Origin of the sequence: Moorena sp. SIO4A1 (assembly GCF_010672065.1) — a bacterium.
Taxonomy (GTDB): Bacteria; Cyanobacteriota; Cyanobacteriia; order Cyanobacteriales; family Coleofasciculaceae; genus Moorena.
In genome coordinates this window covers 73803-90874 of sequence record NZ_JAAHHX010000024.1, presented here as the reverse complement: position 1 = coordinate 90874, position 17072 = coordinate 73803, and the positions used below count along the sequence as shown (strand labels likewise).

Annotated in this window: 18 protein-coding genes, 1 tRNA gene and 1 pseudogene; 11 read left to right on the top strand and 9 right to left on the bottom strand. The window is 41.9% G+C overall.

Annotation, left to right across the window (positions count from 1 at the left end; all coding sequences use genetic code 11):
- The first annotated feature begins 91 nt into the window (after positions 1-91).
- Positions 92-1702, top strand: a complete 1611-nt coding sequence (locus tag F6K53_RS17585; protein ID WP_293081465.1) for a DUF2079 domain-containing protein — start codon at positions 92-94, stop codon at positions 1700-1702.
- Between the two features lie 197 nt (positions 1703-1899).
- Positions 1900-3531: an Hsp70 family protein gene (locus F6K53_RS17580; protein ID WP_293081462.1), complete on the top strand. Its 1632-nt coding sequence runs from the start codon at positions 1900-1902 to the stop codon at positions 3529-3531.
- A 220-nt stretch (positions 3532-3751) separates the two neighbouring features.
- On the opposite strand, the gene F6K53_RS17575 is transcribed toward F6K53_RS17580, so the two are convergent.
- Entirely contained in the window at positions 3752-3985 is a 234-nt protein-coding gene (locus F6K53_RS17575) for a DUF433 domain-containing protein (RefSeq protein ID WP_293058233.1), read from the bottom strand.
- A 56-nt stretch (positions 3986-4041) separates the two neighbouring features.
- Complete coding sequence (locus F6K53_RS17570) at positions 4042-4257, bottom strand: hypothetical protein (protein WP_293081458.1); 216 nt, start codon at positions 4255-4257, stop codon at positions 4042-4044.
- A 241-nt stretch (positions 4258-4498) separates the two neighbouring features.
- Between F6K53_RS17570 and F6K53_RS17565 the strand changes: the two genes are divergently transcribed.
- Both F6K53_RS17565 and F6K53_RS17560 read left to right on the top strand, forming a co-directional pair.
- Complete coding sequence (locus tag F6K53_RS17565; RefSeq protein ID WP_293081504.1) at positions 4499-5110, top strand: Uma2 family endonuclease; 612 nt, start codon at positions 4499-4501, stop codon at positions 5108-5110.
- 34 nt (positions 5111-5144) lie between these two features.
- Positions 5145-5279 carry a hypothetical protein gene (locus tag F6K53_RS17560; RefSeq protein ID WP_293081455.1) on the top strand — a complete coding sequence of 45 codons (135 nt, stop codon included), beginning with the start codon at positions 5145-5147 and terminating at the stop codon, positions 5277-5279.
- A 45-nt stretch (positions 5280-5324) separates the two neighbouring features.
- On the opposite strand, the gene F6K53_RS17555 is transcribed toward F6K53_RS17560, so the two are convergent.
- Both F6K53_RS17555 and F6K53_RS17550 read right to left on the bottom strand, forming a co-directional pair.
- The gene (locus F6K53_RS17555; RefSeq protein WP_293068528.1) at positions 5325-6368 is read right to left on the bottom strand and encodes a hypothetical protein; all 1044 of its coding nucleotides are present in this window, start codon (positions 6366-6368) and stop codon (positions 5325-5327) included.
- Between the two features lie 31 nt (positions 6369-6399).
- On the bottom strand, positions 6400-8421 hold the full coding sequence (locus F6K53_RS17550) for a pentapeptide repeat-containing protein (protein WP_293081452.1): 2022 nt from the start codon (positions 8419-8421) through the stop codon (positions 6400-6402).
- Positions 8422-8881: 460 nt separating this feature from the next.
- On the opposite strand from F6K53_RS17550, the gene F6K53_RS17545 reads away from it, so the two are divergent.
- The gene (locus tag F6K53_RS17545; RefSeq protein ID WP_293081449.1) at positions 8882-9025 is read left to right on the top strand and encodes a hypothetical protein; all 144 of its coding nucleotides are present in this window, start codon (positions 8882-8884) and stop codon (positions 9023-9025) included.
- A 61-nt stretch (positions 9026-9086) separates the two neighbouring features.
- Here F6K53_RS17545 and F6K53_RS17540 read toward each other — a convergent pair whose 3' ends face one another.
- The gene (locus tag F6K53_RS17540) at positions 9087-9218 is read right to left on the bottom strand and encodes a hypothetical protein (protein WP_293081446.1); all 132 of its coding nucleotides are present in this window, start codon (positions 9216-9218) and stop codon (positions 9087-9089) included.
- Between the two features lie 147 nt (positions 9219-9365).
- Between F6K53_RS17540 and F6K53_RS17535 the strand changes: the two genes are divergently transcribed.
- Both F6K53_RS17535 and F6K53_RS17530 read left to right on the top strand, forming a co-directional pair.
- Positions 9366-9638, top strand: a complete 273-nt coding sequence (locus tag F6K53_RS17535) for a type II toxin-antitoxin system Phd/YefM family antitoxin (RefSeq protein ID WP_293058220.1) — start codon at positions 9366-9368, stop codon at positions 9636-9638.
- Positions 9639-9681: 43 nt separating this feature from the next.
- Positions 9682-9891: pseudogene (locus tag F6K53_RS17530) on the top strand (Txe/YoeB family addiction module toxin); the annotation flags it as partial.
- Between the two features lie 481 nt (positions 9892-10372).
- Here F6K53_RS17530 and F6K53_RS17525 read toward each other — a convergent pair.
- The gene (locus F6K53_RS17525) at positions 10373-10582 is read right to left on the bottom strand and encodes a hypothetical protein (protein ID WP_075904992.1); all 210 of its coding nucleotides are present in this window, start codon (positions 10580-10582) and stop codon (positions 10373-10375) included.
- Positions 10583-10944: 362 nt separating this feature from the next.
- Here F6K53_RS17525 and F6K53_RS17520 point away from each other — a divergent pair, with 362 nt between their 5' ends.
- Together F6K53_RS17520 and F6K53_RS17515 are read left to right on the top strand one after the other, a co-directional pair.
- Positions 10945-11664 carry a Uma2 family endonuclease gene (locus F6K53_RS17520; RefSeq protein WP_293081444.1) on the top strand — a complete coding sequence of 240 codons (720 nt, stop codon included), beginning with the start codon at positions 10945-10947 and terminating at the stop codon, positions 11662-11664.
- Positions 11665-11683: 19 nt separating this feature from the next.
- A complete protein-coding gene (locus F6K53_RS17515; RefSeq protein ID WP_293036800.1) occupies positions 11684-11827 on the top strand; it encodes a hypothetical protein in 144 nt (47 codons plus the stop codon).
- Here the strand turns inward: F6K53_RS17515 and F6K53_RS17510 are convergent.
- Positions 11797-13602, bottom strand: coding sequence for an ABC transporter ATP-binding protein (locus F6K53_RS17510; RefSeq protein ID WP_293081441.1), 1806 nt, complete (start codon positions 13600-13602; stop codon positions 11797-11799). The genes F6K53_RS17515 and F6K53_RS17510 overlap by 31 nt on opposite strands.
- Positions 13603-14269: 667 nt before the next feature.
- Entirely contained in the window at positions 14270-15340 is a 1071-nt protein-coding gene (locus F6K53_RS17505) for an ABC transporter permease (protein WP_293081439.1), read from the bottom strand.
- A 253-nt stretch (positions 15341-15593) separates the two neighbouring features.
- Between F6K53_RS17505 and F6K53_RS17500 the strand changes: the two genes are divergently transcribed.
- On the top strand, positions 15594-15749 hold the full coding sequence (locus tag F6K53_RS17500) for a hypothetical protein (protein WP_293068544.1): 156 nt from the start codon (positions 15594-15596) through the stop codon (positions 15747-15749).
- Here the strand turns inward: F6K53_RS17500 and F6K53_RS17495 are convergent.
- Positions 15707-16582 (bottom strand): Npun_R2479 family HD domain-containing metalloprotein, encoded by an 876-nt coding sequence (locus tag F6K53_RS17495; protein WP_293020595.1) that lies wholly within the window; start codon positions 16580-16582, stop codon positions 15707-15709. The genes F6K53_RS17500 and F6K53_RS17495 overlap by 43 nt on opposite strands.
- A gap of 415 nt (positions 16583-16997) precedes the next feature.
- On the opposite strand from F6K53_RS17495, the gene F6K53_RS17490 reads away from it, so the two are divergent.
- Positions 16998-17069: transfer RNA gene (locus F6K53_RS17490), tRNA-Gly, on the top strand.
- Positions 17070-17072: the final 3 nt, after the last annotated feature.

Sequence of the window (17072 nt, the reverse complement as noted above, 5' to 3'; positions counted from 1 at the left end):
TTAGTTCGGGTGTGTTTAAAACAAGAGTAGTTTTCAAAAAGCGAAACTTTATGTATGGAGCTTAATACCAAGGACAAATGACAAAGGACAAATGACAAAAAAACCTGGTTTAAAACTTGTTATTACTGCGGCGATCGCATTTTTTTTATTCACCTTAGTTTTTACTCTACATCGACATTATACTTTTTATTCGTCTTACGACCAAGGAATTTTTAATCAAGTCTTCTGGAATGGCAGTCACGGTCGTGTCTTTCAGAGTACTCTTTCATCCCAACTGTCTACTAATGTAGTTCATAATGGGGAAGTTCCAAATGTATATTACCACCGATTAGGGCAACACTTTACTCCTGCGCTATTACTTTGGTTACCGTTATATGCTTTGTTCCCATTTCCCGCTACCCTAACGGTTTTGCAGGTAACCTTGGTAACAGCTGCTGGTGTTGTTTTGTATATCCTGGCCAGACAGTATCTGCAACCGATGTTAGCAGCAATGATTACGGTTAGCTTTTACTGTGCTAATGCTATTCTTGGTCCGACCTTAGCCAACTTCCATGACATCTGCCAAATTCCGCTGTTTGTGTTTGGGCTACTGCTAGCTATGGAAAAACGCTGGTGGTGGCTGTTTTGGTTGCTGGCAATTTTGATTTTAGCTGTACGGGAAGATTCCGGCATAGGTTTGTTTGGTGTGGGATTCTATTTAATTGTCAGTCGGCGCTACCCTCGCATTGGTCTGGCAGTTTGTACCCTCAGTTTCGGTTACATACTTGTCTTGACCAATCTAATTATGCCTATATTTTCGGAAGATATTTCTCAACGGTTCATGATCGAGCGTTTTGGTCAGTACGCTGATGGGGATGAGGCGTCTACCCTGGAGATTATTAAGGGTATGGTGACCAATCCCTGGCTTTTACTAGTAGAACTGTTTACTCCCTTTTTTGGCACCATTCAGTATTTATTAGGTCAATGGTTACCATTAGCATTTATACCAGCTATTGCTCCCGCTTCTTGGTCTATCGCAGCATTTCCTTTGCTAAAACTCCTGTTGGGTAAAGGTCAATCAGTGCTTGCGATTAATATCCGCTATGCGATGACCGTAGTACCTGGGCTATTTTATGGCGCGATACTTTGGTGGTCAGCTCATCCCCAATTTAGTCAAGCTGTGATCTCGGCTAGGTCTAAGTTTCGGCGCTTTTGGATTTTTTGTCTAACCCTTGCGGTAGTGTTGACCATTACCTCTAGCCCAAATCGAACCTTTTATTTCCTGCTTCCGGATTCTTACCAACCCTTCGTGTATGTGCCCTTAACCCAACAGTGGTCTCGTGTGGGGTCGATCCGGTCATTACTGGCTCAGATTCCTGCAAATGCTAGTGTCTCAGCTACTACCTATCTAGTCCCTCATCTGTCAGGACGTCGGGAAGTCATCCGCTTAGGGGATTTACAGTTGCGCAATGATAATGGCGAGGTGGTGAAGGTGGATTATGCGATCGCAGATTTATGGCGGTTACAACGCTATCAAATTGCCTTTAAGCATGATGGTCAGCGGTTGCGCTCCTTAGTTAACATGATTGACCGGGTCACCAAGGCTAACGACTATGGCATCATTGATTTTAAAGATGGTGTGATTTTGATGCAAAAAGGCGTAGCATCTAATCCAGAGGCGATGGCAGCATGGCTAAGCTTTAGGCAAGAGTTAGATGTCTAAAGGGAATCGGGAGTAGGGAATCGGGAATCGGGAATCGGGAATCGGGAATCGGGAAGATGGCATCAAAAATTATCACAATTCCGACAAGGATTGCTAAAGCGTCTTCCTGGGTACAGGTCTTGGCTATTGAGTGGTTCAGCCATAAACTGATATTTAATAATAAAGAATATCAATAAGATCAGTTCAATAAACATTAAATGCCTAGCACCAGTACTACGTCCTACGCTATTGACTTTGGCACGAGCAATACGGTAATCACTCGCTGGAACCCAGTCACGGAAAAGCCAGAAACCATCACCTTACCAGGACTTGCTCTGCAACTTAGTCAAAATCCTCCCTTAATTCCCAGTTTGGTGTATGTGGAAGATGCTGCTCAGGGTAAGGTTATGGTTGGACAGGCAGTACGCGATCGCGGATTGGACCTTACCAGTGACCCTCGATTCTTCCGCAGCTTCAAACGGGGAATTGGTGCTGAGGTTCAGGGATTTCTGCCAGAACTGGATGGGATCGGGATCACCTTTGAACAAGTTGGGGAATGGTTCCTCAACCAAATTATTGAAAACTTATCAGCCCTCCAGTCCGAGGCGGGGGATTCTGCGATTGAATCGGTGATTCTGACTGTGCCTGTGGATAGCTTTGAAGCTTACCGCCATTGGCTTAGTGGAATCTGCCAATCCTTGCCAGTGGAACAGGTGAGGATGCTGGATGAACCGACAGCGGCTGCCTTGGGCTATGGTATTGCGGAAGGGGATACTCTGCTAGTCATAGACTTTGGTGGTGGCACCCTGGATTTATCTCTGGTGCAGCTGAATCAGGAGGCTCAAGGGAATAAAAAACCCCTCGGGTTTATTCTTAAGTGGGGGCAAAAGTCCTTTGGTGAAGGGTCTAGCCAGAAGGTGAAAATTGCCCGTGTGCTGGCGAAAGTGGGACAAAATTTGGGTGGGACAGATATTGATAACTGGCTGGTGGATTATTTTGTGGAAACTCAAGGGTTAATGCGATCGCCTTTGACTACTCGACTAGCAGAACGCCTGAAAATTCAACTGTCTGAGCAGTCTGAAGCTACAGAAGTCTATTTTAATGATGAAACCTTCGAGAGTTACGAACTAAAACTAGACCGGGAGACGTTTGAAACTATTCTCAAAGAACACCAGTTTTTTGATACCCTTGATGATAGGATGACGGAAGTGCTGCAACAAGCAAGACGCAGCGGTATAGAAGTGCCAGATATAGATGGTGTCTTGTTAGTGGGTGGCACGGTGAACATCCCAGCAGTTCAGACATGGGTAAACCAGTATTTCGACTCAAGCAAGGTTCGTTGCCAAAAACCCTTTGAAGCGATCGCAACTGGCGCACTTCAGCTCAGCCAAGGTATCGAAGTCCAAGATTTCCTCTACCATAGCTACGGAATTCGCTATTGGGATAGACGGTTAAAGCGTCACAACTGGCACTCAATCATTAGAGAAGGACAGCCTTACCCCATGAGTGAGCCAGTAGAACTATTCTTAGGAGCATCGGTAGATAATCAACCGAGTATAGAGCTAATTTTAGGAGAGTTAGGCTCCCAAACTGGTGGCACAGAGATTTATTTTGAAGGCGATCGCTTGATTACTCGTCAGTTAGGCCAGGGTCAATCTGCTGTGCAACCCCTCAATGACAGGGATGGGGCAAGAAGTGTGGCTAACTTAACCCCCCTGGGCAATCCCGGAAGCGATCGCATTAAACTCCAGTTTCAAGTTGATGCTGAACGTTACTTGAGAGTTACTGTTGATGATTTACTTACCAATGAAACCTTATTAGCAAATCAGGTAGTGGCTCAATTAAGTTAATTGGTCATATCATGTTCGGTTGAACACAATAGTAGGGAACAGGGAACAGGGAACAGGGAACAGGGAACAGGGGATCAGTGCGTCGTGCGTAGGGTGCGTTAGGAGCGGGCTTGCCCTCATGTTCAACACCGAGCGCTACTGTTGGAACAGCCCGCTCCGTAACGCACCACCCAAAGGCTCGCTGCTAATGTTGGAGGCAGTTGAGCATCAATCCAAATCTTCATGCTGTCAGTCTGGGGAAATCAGTGCGTCGTGCAGCAAAAAGCAGACAAGCTTGAATATCTGCCAGTTCCAAATCGGGGAAATCTTTTAAAATTTCAGTAACACTAACATTTTCAGCCAACATTTCTAAAATATCCGTAACTCGAATTCGCATCCCTCGAATGCAGGGACGACCACCACACTGACCAGGGGTTTGAGTAATGCGAGCGATCAAGCTGGTTTTTGAATTCATGAGGGTGTCTACAAGTTGCTTTGTTTGTCTCCATTTTAGTTGCCGCTATTCCTGAATCAATCGTTTAATTCAGCGATCACATCATCAACTGTACCTCGGAAGACTTTACCTTCTTGATAGTCTTGGTGAGCTTTAGTAATATTAACAGCGATTTCTTCTCTTCTTTGTTCAATTTGTCTATGTCTAATAATATTAATTAAATCGTTCTGTTCATCTAAAGAAAGAGCGTCAATCATTTCTAAAATTTGATTGAAGTGACTTGTTTGCATCATTTTTGACTCTCTTAACCTACGGGCGTTCGGATTATAAGTCCGATAAAGTTATTGTAACTCACAATAAAAGATAAAATATTAGGGTAACAAGTGTAAAAATTAAGGGTTTTGGGTGCTGCCTTCCTTATAATCAATCGGTTGAAGCAGCAGATGTTGATTACTTTGAGCGCACCCTACAATAGGCTAAGCACTATTGCCTCTTATCTGTTCCCTGTTCCCTGTTCCCTGTTCCCTGTTCCCTATGATTCTATCAGCAACCAAAACCGGTATCAGTCCAGAAGAATTTATTGCTCAGTATGGAGACGATCAACGCTACGAACTGATTGATGGAGAGCTAATTGAGATAGAACCAACTGGCCCCCACGAGCAAGTCGTGGCGTTGATTAGCCGAAAGCTTAATGTAGAAATAGATCGTTTAAATGTACCTTATTTTATCCCACACCGTTGCTTAATTCAGCCCTTGGAAACCTTCAACGCTTTCAGACCAGATCTGGTTGTGCTTGATGAAGGAGAACTAATCAACGAACCACTTTGGGCAAGGGAACCAGTGATAACTCTGGGTACTACTGTAAAACTTGTGGTTGAAGTCGTTAGTACAAACTGGCAGAATGATTATGCTCGTAAGTATGAAGATTACGAAACTTTGGGAATTCCAGAATACTGGATTGTAGATTATCTCGGTATTGGCGGAAAATACTTTATTGGTAGCCCCAAACAACCGACGGTAACGGTCTGCTGTATGGTGAATGATCAATATCAGAAAGTAATGTTCCGTAGAGGGGATTGTCTCAAATCTTCCCTTTTTCCTAACCTTAAGTTATCTACAGATCAATTATTTACAGGGTTGCGCTGAGGCAAGGGGGAAGGATCTCTAGTTTGACCCGGTGGTGCGTTACGGGCCGGGCTATCTCAACCGATATCAACAGGGAGAAAATCAAGGGGAGCCCGTCCCTAACACACCCTACGCCAATATTGCCTCTTATCTCTTCCCTGTTCCCTGTTCCCTGTTCCCTGTTCCCTAAAATTTGTACCTTACTTAATTAAAAAATTTGTAAATTAGATAGCTTCTAGTTTTCCGGAATAACCGGCAAATTCGGTAACTCAGTCTTGATATAACCTCTGTAATAAGAACTCTCCAAATAGGATTTAAATTGCAGCATATCTATCTGGTTGACTTCTAGTGGAACTCCACCAAAATCAATAATGGCTTCTATCGGTACATCCTTAATCAAGCTGTTTTTTACATAACCACTACGATTACTACTGAATGTACCCAATTTAACTTTTGTAGCTACATATTCTTTCCCTTGCTGAAATAGTCTACTTCTTGCAGAAGAATTGCGATTAGAATATAAACGCAACTGAACATTTTCTTTGGTACTTGTAATTAATATAGCACAACTTATTGATTGAGTACTTGAATTTATATTGGGAGATTTTTGGCAATTTTTAAATTGATATATAATACCTTTACGTTCAAATATTTTAGGTTTATCTTGAGTAATTATAGTGGGTGGAACTGTCGGAGTTGGTGAAATTTCTGGAGAAGGAACAACAGGAGGTGGACTGGTTTCTATTTTAGCGATTTTAGCATTTAATTCTTGATTTATATTCTCTAGTTTATCATTTTGTATTTCTATTTTTTTTAGTTCATATTGGAGATTTTTTAATTGTATATTAATCTCATCATCCTTAGTAATTTTAATTCCTACTAATTCGGGAAACTTTGTCACAATAAATTTTCGGACTTTATACCCTCCAAAGGCAAATAATGGTGCTGTAACAATGATTAGGATTAAGGCAAACTTAAAAGAGTTTTGCCATGTCTGCGTTTTCGATTCTCTATCCATTGGTTCACACACCTCATCAATATCATTTTCAATAAGTAGATCAGATAGTTCTAAGTCCGTTAAAATATCCATCACCGCTGTAATGGGGATTCTTCCATGCAGCTCATTTTTACGTTTGGAAAGCCGTTTTACTAATTCTTCTAATTGCTCTTGGGTTAAGCTATTATTTTTGGTAATTCTTCCCTCCAGCTTATCTTTCCGTTTGGAAAGCAGTTGTATTAATTCTTGGCATTGCTCTTGGGTTAAGCTATTTTTGCTCATCTGATTGACCTTAAATTTAGTTTTTTTATAGCTAAGCCTCTCTCCATCCCTCAATGAGAGCCATAAAAATATCAACTAAGGGATGGTCTATCGCTTGCTTAAAAGCTTCTTTTCCTCCTGATTCGAGGGCATGAATTACCTTAGATTTCAGGGTTGGGTTATTCTTTATTTCCTCAGCAGCCCTTGCTACAATTGTTAACTTCTCAATCTCAGTACTACTCGGATTACTCTGAGATAGTTGGTTTAGGAGTTCCTGAATTTCTGCTGCTGCTTCCGTTAGGTTTTTGTCAGGTTTTTCGTAGATATTTTGCTGAGCATTGCTTTCCTGACTACTAACAGAATCAGCTTTTTCGACATAGTTAGCACCAATGGTAAACTTGGCATTAGATTGATCACGCATATCAATATTAATATTTTCTTTATCTGCCATTTTTTGAGTTATTATTAGTAATTTACTATTTTGTTTACGTGTATATTTTACGTCTTCAGATAAAAAATTGATTGTTTCATCTTTAGCATCTAACATTGGCTTGTATTTTGCCCAAAATTTTCGCTCGTATTCAGCTTCATCAACATTTTCAGGGACTTTTACACGAATAACAAAAGCACCATCGCCTTTATTTTCCATGGTCTGTATTACTGGTCGCTCTTCTGTGTCGTTTTCCACTCGAAGCTCCTGAAAGGTTGTCAGAAAAGTCTGCCAGTCGATACCATCTTGAAAAACTAAATCGACAGTATGAGGAATTCTCTGAGCTAATTTAGCAAATTCCCCTGGTTCAAAATTTCTCTCTTGGTCAGCAGGACGACGTTTAGGGTCTGGATCATTTTGAGTAGGTAGTTTCAGGAAAATATAATCGCATTGAATTTCAAGTAGTTTAGTAGTATTGCTGATTCCCCAATCTTCGATATATGCTCCTGTTAAGGTGGCTCCGGTTAAATCTGCTCCTTCTAGTAACGTTTGAACTAACTTAGCTCTGGATAAATTAGCATTTTCTAAGTTAGCTCGGTTTAAGTCTGTTCCAATGAAGCTAGCATCTTTTAGATTAGCTCCCTTTAAATTAATACCTCTTAAGTCAAGGCGATTAAAGTTTTGATTTTGTCCCTCTCCAGTTATGAGTAATTGTCTAACATTTTGATTTTGAAGGTAGCTTGTTGCTAGTCTAGCTTGGTCAAGCTTAGTAGTATTTTTCCAACAACTACGAGTGAGAGTAGCCTTTGTTAAATCTGTACTGTTCAGGATAGCTCTCGTAAAATCGGCATCAGTTAGGTTAGCTTCGTAAAAACTGGTTCCTGCTGTAGCAACAAAACCAATCACAAGATTACGAATCCAAGCATTCTTGGGATCGTCCTTTAGAGCACGCCAGCCCAAGTACATGGTAAGTAAAACGAACGCTAAAGCTAAGGCTAAAGCTAAGGCTTCAGCTATATCGAATGCTACAGCTGCAGCTTCCGCTCCAGCTACAGCTACCGCTTCGGCTATGGCTACCGCTATGGCTAGGGCTACGGATCCACCTAGAGCTTCGGCCATGGCGAAGGATCCAACTACCACTACAACTTCGACTACGGCCAAGGTTCCAGCTACAGCGAATGCTACAGCTACACCTCCGGCAAAGGGTACGGCTATAGCTGCAGCTACCGCTACCGCTACGGCTAGGGCTACGGCTCCTTTGATATTTTGACGAATGATAACAGCAAATAAGACAACTATTACAATCAAAGCTATCCAGCTGTAGACTTGCTCTGCTATGCCGCTAGAGCGAACTATTAATACTACTAACGCCCCACCAAAGAAGGAGCACATTCCAGATAGTCCTGATATGATCCATGAAAGCAACAGAAGAACAATTACCAATCGTCTTTGTAATCCTGCCTTCGCCTTACAGAACTTAGTTCCTGTTAAATTAGCCTTCTTAAAATTTGCCCCTCTAATATCAGCTTCACTAAAATCTGCTCCTGAAAGGTCTTCCTCCTGAAATGACTGACCTCTAAGATTTTTACAGCAGAAATTTCTTTCCCCTGCTGCATACATTTCCAGAACTTTTTTAGCTTCCATCAGCCAGAATTATATATAGCGGTTTTCAATTAGGTTAGGTACTTTCGTTATGGATTAATGGCAACAGAGAGCAGGAAACAGGGAATATATAAAAAATCCTGAGGTGCTACCCGTGGCACATTTAATCTGCCTGCTAATCTTCCAAAGGAAAGGGCACCTATGTACCTGATAGTTATGAAAAACGCTGTATATAGGAAATGGAACTGGGAGTAGGAAACAAAAATTCTCACAATTCATTTGATTTTAAGGTAAATGCTGCCTCGCTTCTTATATAAACTATTTAGATCTGGGATGTCAACACACTTATTGCGGTAAAAGTCATGCAGGCAAGATGCAGAAGGGAATAGAGAAAAAAAAGCAAAAATTTTATTTGATAAGAGAAAAAAATCTTAGTTTTCTTTGATAAGAAAAAAACTCCTAGGTTTACATCATAGTGAGCACATACCCTCTACTCATAACCTTGCCGCCATGCCACCGTTGCGATGCTCGTTTGGAGCCGCTAAATCCGATTGGCCGTAGGCCACGCTACGCGATGAAGCAAAGCTTCCGCGCTTGTGCGATCGCATCTATACTAGAGAAGTTTAGTTATAGTGCTTTACTATAATAAATACTTATTGTCAAAAATTTTGAAATAATTCTTAATAAACCCTGCCTTATTGTGTTGATTAACCTACAGACTGTTTCATACATACATCCAGAAATAGGTTGTTGTAGCTGAAACCGATTTCTACCGTTGCAATGCTCCGTTCGCGTAGCGTGGCCAACGACCAAGGAGCCGCTAAAAGCGATCGCACCATTCCCTTGAAACCTTATTCTTTTACTTCAGCAAAGCTGCCTTCGATAAACTTTTATTATCGGTATTCAACCGGACTTGAGATAAATGCTTACAAGCAACTCAAGGAAATATTAACCTGCTATACTTAAGTATAAATGAGGAAAAAACCGTGAACTCTATTCCTATCAAGCAATTTAAGACTAACATTCAAGACTTTATTAAACAAGTCATTAATCAACATACTCCCCTCAAAATCACCGATCCCAATCAGGGAGACTTTATTATTATTAGTGCCGAAGATTGGGAACAACAACAAGAAACATTGTATGTATTACAAAATAGCCATTTAATGGAACAGATTAACCATTCTCAAGCTACCCATACCAAAAATAAAGGCTACTCTCCCAATCAACAAGAACTAGATGAGATACTTAGTATTTGAGGGCAAAACTTGGGAAATTTACGAATAACTTCGTAAAAAAGACAAAAAACTCCATCAAACCCTTTGTAAAATCATCAAAGAAATGCTGAGAGACGATCCCGCTAAAGGAATGGGAAAACCTGAACCGTTAAAACATAATTTATCGGGGTTGTGGTCAAGAATAATTTCTCAAAAAGATCGCCTTATTTACAAATTTGATGATAACTATGTTTATATTTTTGCAATAGGTGGTCATTACGATCAATTTAATTAATTTTAGTTGATGTAGGGTGGGCAGTGCTTAATACAGATCAGCTGACAAAACCCGTTACTAGGCACTGCCCACCATAGGTGTAGCCCCAATCATACAGCCGTTTTCAGATGAATTGACCTCACTACCTTTAGCTGCAAGCCCCCTAAATCCCCGACTATCAAAAAGCGAAGCATCCGCTAATTCCCCCCAAAATTGGGGGGTTAGGGGGGCGGGGGACTTTAACTCAATTTCCCCCCAAATTTGGGGGGCTAGGGGGGCAAAATTTGCTGTAAGCCGATAGCTGTTCGCGTAGCGCATTAGCTGATAGCTGATAGCTGATAGCTGATAGCTAAATGCTTACAAAAAAAATAGCCGTAGAAATAATATCCACGGCTATTTCAATACTGTAAACGTTATGTCATGTCTATCAGTTTCCGAATCAATCCGGATGTGATCCTAGCGGACCAGACCGGGGGGGAAACCCCCCCATAAATTTAACCTATTAACGCCAAGTTTGATACTTGGTTGCAAAACTAATTACTTGCCCCGGAATGCCGGTTGCTTGCAAAGGGCTCCAGTCGGAAACCGACCCATACCCCAGTGCAGAAAGGCCGTAAATAGTCTTAATTACTGCTTCAGGAGAGCCCTTAATGTACTTAATACGTTGTTTTTTTAGATTATTGTCGTGATTCGGAATAAAGTCTGTAGACATGAGTAAAAAACTAAATTTCGGTTACAATGATTATTGTAATGATTATATTTATAATTTTCAAGGGTTTTTCTAAATTGTTTTTCCGGGAGTAATTTTAGGATAAAAAAAAAAGCGAATGCTAAATTATCAGCATTCAGCATTCAGCTATAGCAAAGGAAACAGGTGTAGCTGATAGTGAAGAAAAACGCTGTAATCATTTATTAGCTTAATAATGGTTGGCGTTGCTCCATTATTAAGCAACGCCTAATGGTTAAGAGTCAGAGATTGATAATTTTTCAACTTTGTTCAGATATTACTTGACTGGATATAATGATGATAATCTAGACTAATAAGTACCACCTACTTATTAGACCCTAGCCGCGATGTCTTTGACCCAAGAATTAAAAACTGCAACAGAAATTGCAACAACTGTACCGGAAGATGTTATATTTCCCCCTAGGGATTTACTCAGTGACGAACCACCTTTGGAAACTGATCTACATCGACTACAAATGACCCTACTCATCCAATGCCTAGAGTGGTTGTGGGATGAGCGTGATGATTTCTATGTCTCGGGAAATCTGACTATTTATTACAGTCCTCGACAACGTAAGTCTGAAGAATTTCGTGGGCCTGACTTTTTTGTGGTGCTGGGAACTGAGCGCAAACCTCGGAATAGTTGGGTAGTGTGGCAAGAAGAGGGGAAGTATCCTAATGTGATTGTAGAAATTATTTCCCCGACCACGGCAGATACGGACCGAGGATTAAAGAAACAAATCTACCAGGATACATTCCGTACTCCCGACTATTTCTGGTTTGACCCCAACACCCTGGAATTGAAGGGCTTCCACTTGGTAGATGGTTGTTATCTCGAACTTGAGCCTAATCAAGAAGGTTGGTTGTGGAGTCAACAGTTGGCACTATATTTGGGAATTTATGACTCAAAATTACGTTGGTTTACCGCAGAAGGACAACTAGTTCCCACCCCTACTGAAGCAGCCGAACAAGAATGTCAGCAAAAGGAACAAGCTCAGGAGCAATTAGCTCAAATGGAGTCATTGTTAGCTCGTTATCGAGAAGAGTTCGGTGATTTGCCTGAGTGATATAGCATTTCTCATAGCTATGAGATACACAGGATTTTTTACCTGTTCCCTGTTCCCTTTTCCTTGTACCCTTTTCACTGTTCCCTGTTCCCTAAAACCCGTAATGAAAGTACCTCACCCCATTGATAACTGCTATATCTGTAATGAATGTAATTGTGTATAAGTTCCATCTTTTTCCAGCAGTTGAGCGTGATTGCCAACTTCTACAATATGCCCTCGTTCCATAACTACAATCCGGTCAGCTTTCCGAATCGTTGACAGGCGATGAGCTACCACAAACGTTGTGCGGTTTTCCATCAAGTGTTCCAAAGCGTCCTGAATCAAAGCTTCCGAAGCAGTATCTAGAGACGATGTTGCTTCATCGAGAACTAACACCCGTGGATTACGAATTAAAGCACGAGCAATCGCTAATCGTTGCCGTTGACCACCAGAAAGTTTTGCCCCATTTTCCCCAATTAGAGTATCAAGTCCCGAGGGCAATTCCTGAATAAATTCTAAAGCATTGGCATCCTGAATCGCCTTGATTAACTGTTCTTCATCCAATTGTTTACTGCCATACACAATATTCTCTCGTACCGTACCTTCAAATAAGATAGTCTCCTGGGAAACCACTGATAGGAATTTCCGATAGGTCTGTAGGTCGAGGCTACTCATATCTGTACCATCTAGTAAAACTCTTCCGGTCGTGGGAGCCATGAAACCAATAATTAAACTTAATAAGGTCGATTTTCCGGCTCCGGATGGTCCGACGATGGCAATGGTTTCCCCAGGATTGACCTGTAGACAAAAGTCTTGAATGGCAAACTGTTCCGTATCGGGATACTTATAACTAACCGACTCAAAGGTGAATTCACCACGCACCTGTTGCAGAGCTATCTTACCAGGATTGCGCTCTAGGTCAGGACACTCGATAATTTCACCCACTGAGCGAATGGATTCAAAACCTTTGCCAATCTGTGGCAATACAGCTAAAATTTGCACTATCGAGCTAGTCAGGGAATCAAAATAACCAGTCAGTAACACCACATCCCCCACTGTGATTGCCCATTGCTTGGTATAGACTAACCAGGCTGAGGTGATCAAGCAAACCAGACTGAATAACCGTAGGGTTACCCAAGAAGAAGAATCGGTGATGGCGTTAATCGAGTCAAGTCGCACCGCTGCCTGTTTGACCGTCACTAACTTGCCATCAATCCGTTCTATCTCAGTCTGTTGAGCACCATGAGCTCGTGTGACTGGGATTAGCTGAATCATCTCGATTAAGCTAGCTGCCATTTCTTCTAGTTGTTGTCGGAAAGCAGAATTGCGATCGCGAATCGGTCCTCTGAGTACCGAGATCAAAATCACAGCCGCTGGGACAGTTCCCAGGAAGAACAGCAGGAACCAAGGAGCACGAATAGCAGTAGCGACAATTGCTACTAAGATAGTTAGCATAGCTGCAGGGACAAACTGGAACAGGGTTGTTGCCAACCCTTGAATTTGTTCCACATCCCGCAAGAGTTTGGTTTGTAGTGCTCCCTTGCTGTTATTTTTGTAGAACCCAATTGAAAGCAGTTGCAGCTGCTGGGTGATTAGTGAGCGCAGATTCGACTCCATGTTGCGAGTCGCGAGACTCATAAACCGGATGTGTAAGTAATGGGTGGGGATATTTTGCACTACAGAAATCCCTAAGATAGCCCCATTAATCCATAACTCCGACAGTGGGTGAGTGCTTGGGTTGGCAATAATATCAATTACATTAGCAATCACCAATGGTCTGATCCATTCCGGACTGTGTTTGATCACATACACCGCCATCGACAGTCCGATTTTACCTAGGTCTTGGCGGTAGAGATAAAGTAGTGTCCGGAAGGGATACTCACTCCGATACTCTTGAGGAGGTGACTCCTTGGGTAGATTAGATGGTGCCGTAACACTTGCCACTGATAATGCTTTCATGTCCCCAGTCTGTATGTCTCTTCTAACTGCTACTGTCTTGCCACATGGACTGTAAAGAAACAGACAAGGAATTGTCGATGATTATAAAGAAACAAAAAATATTTTTTTTATCGAAACTAGGTCTTTTTTACAGTATTTATCGTTGCCAAAAATAGTACTATGTTAAAATTAATTGGAGCGCAAAATGATAACAGCCACTAGCCAGATTTACTATTGTTTAATTGCCGTGATATTCTTCTTTGCTCTGGATTGGGTTTGTATTTTAGGTTCTTCAGTACCTTTTATGCTAAATTTCAACTTAAAAAACTCATAAAGCTTACTGTATAAGGAAAATGAGGCTATTTAACTAACAAAATTTTCTGAATACGGCCTCTTTACACTACTCCCTGCTCCCTTAGCTAAAGTGTTTATTTAGCATAACAAGTACGGAAGATCCGTATTTTATATATTATTGTCTGAGCCAGTAAGTATTTGATAATGGGTAAACACAGCCACAAAACATTCTATTTATAATATTATTGTTCCCTGAGATTTTTTGTTAAAACTGAAGTCTGTGGACTATTGTGGTAAGGGCTAGCGCTCAAGGAGAGCAAGGCTGATGATTGAACCCAGAAAAAAAGGCTTTTTCCAAACTCGACCCATCCTTCCCCCTTGAGTATTAAAATAGCTAGCGCTGTAAACTTCTAGGATCGAGAGCATCCCGCAACCCATCCCCAAGTAAATTAAACGCCAACACCGTCAGAATAATCAGCAGTGCTGGGGGCCAAATCAACCAAGGCTGTAGCACGATGATTGAGGCATTGGTTGCCAAAGACAACAAATTTCCCCAGGACGGGTCCGGTTGCTGAATTCCCAACCCAATTAAACTCAGTACCGACTCGGCCACAATGAAACCAGGAACTGCCAAGGTTGCTGATATAATCACATAGGAAGCTGTCTGGGGCAGAACGTGCCGTACAATGATATAAAAGGGATTCGCCCCCATAGTTTTGGCAGCTTGGACAAATTCCCGCTCCTTAATCGATAACACCTGTCCTCGGATCACTCGTGCTAAGCCAGACCAGCTAATAAACGAGGTAATCAAAACAATTAACAAAAACCGTTGGGCACTAGTTAAACCAGGTGGTAGCACAGCAGCTAAGGCGACGAGTAGGTAAATACCAGGAATAGTCATCAAAACTTCTACCAGACGCATGATGATCCCATCTACCCAGCCGCCGAAATAGCCAGAAATTCCCCCAATGATTAGACCAAGGGGAAAGGAGATCGCAATTCCCACTAGACCAATACTAAGACTAATCCGACCCCCATACACCAAGCGACTAAACTGATCACGAGCTTGCTCATCGGTACCTAATAGATTAATCTTACCCTCACCCACTGTACCGAACAGGTGACGGTTGAAGGGAATCGCTCTAAACAACTTATACTCCGGAACTGGAACAAATAGACCCACTGGCGAAGGCTTTTGCCAGTCTACAATCAGTTTGCGATCGCCTGTCTCTAAATCCGTTGGTCCTTGGGTTGTGGGATAGACATGGGGACCAATAAACTTTTTGGTTTGCTGGTTACGCCAGTAGATCTTGGTAGGTGGTAGCAGGGAACCATCTGGCTGAGACACATAAGGATCATAGGGAGCAACAACATCTGCTGCAATGACAATTAGATAAAACGTCAATAATAGCAATGCCCCAAAACGGGCGAGAGGGTTCTTGGTAAGTTTTTGCCACCAGTTCATAGGATTCTGACTAGGATTCTGACTCCGGAAGGGCGAAAAGCACCTCGCGTTTACTTAGTATGGGTCTTATTAGTATGGGTCTTATTAGTATGGGCGTGTCTTGGATTAGCTATGTTTTACCCATACCCCATACTAATAAGATGGTATCGAAATCTGGTGCAACCATCCTTGAGCCAACACCCTTGACCCAACACCGTTCACCCTTAAGCCTTCACCTTTAATAGCTTCTGGTTATATAGCGCTTATCATATTAATGAGGTACACAGGATTTTTTCCCTATTCCCTATTCCCTATTCCCTATTCCCTATTCCCTATTACCTGTTCCCTAAAACCCGGGATTAAAGTACCTCAACAGATTGGTAACTGCTATACATTAACCTTTTGTGTCATTTTCACCATTCCATTTTGATTTTCTGAGTGTTCAACCACAAACACATTGGAGAAGAGATTAGCCGTAATTTGTTTACCTTCCTGAGTTAAGGATAGGTAACGCAAGGCATCCTGAATATAAGGATATACCCCATTCCAGTAAAACTTAGAGTAGCCTTCCCGCAGATCTCCAGGATGGCGGTAGCCAATGGCTTTGTTAAATCCAGTTTCTTCAAACTCGTAGAACAAAGCACTAGTTTTTTTGAGATAGCGTGGGTCACTCAGTTGACCAATCAAGTCAGAGGCGCGAATTAATCCAGGATAGTTACCTGTATCTTGATGATCCCCTTGCTTCGGCACAGGGAAACGAGTCAGTTCAATGTTGCGCTTGATAAACTCGGCATCAATCAGGTTGTGACCACCAAAGCGCTCATCAATAAATAATTTTGCCCGATCGACATGATAAGGAGTCAGAGCAGCATCGGTAGACCCTTGGCGTAAATGAACCATCTCCCCATTTTGACCAGTAGCGTAGAGTCGTTCATTTTCTCGGTCTTGGCGACATACTCCTTTAACATAGCCAATATCATGACATGCCAAAGAAATGATAAAGTGTAACCAATCATGAGGAGTTACACCACCTTCACGGATATGTTTGCCTCGCAAAATCTCTTGTCCGACGAGGGTAACTAGGATGGAGTGTTCCACATTGTGATAGAGGGCATCACTGTTGGCAATATTTTCCATGGCCATGCTGCCAGCCCAAGCAATTATATCTTCGTTGTCAGGTTTGAGTCCCCCGTAAGTTCGGCGGTAGCCTTCCCGGAGTCTTATAACAAAGGCGTTAATTAGAATTTCAGTGGTGTTAAACATGATTTTTGATTGACTTAAATGCTAAGACAAAGTCCAGTATTCCCATGACACTGGCTTAGTTTTACTAGTTTGGTAGATTTAAATTTTTGGTAGTTTAACCTTTTGTATAGCTCCCTTAGGGTTAACACCTCAAAGCTAAACTGGGTGCTCCTTGGGCGCTATACTAGAAGCAATGGGGAAGGCTAATCTTTGTCTACAGCTTACCAAAAAGCCAAGCTGAAGGCCCTGATCAGATCCTGTCCGGGTAATTAACCTTAATAAAAATCTGCCCCATCTCCCTATCAATCTTCTTTATGATGGGTATTATTGCGCAGTTGATCTAGCAATTCTCAATCGGGTGAAGTACCTGACCCAATTAAGAACTGCTATAATACCAATACTTGTTAAATATTAGTTAAAGATTAGTTAAAGGATTGCGGGTGTAATTCAGTGGTAGAATGTCAGCTTCCCAAGCTGAACGTCGTCGGTTCGAGTCCGATCACCCGCTTGT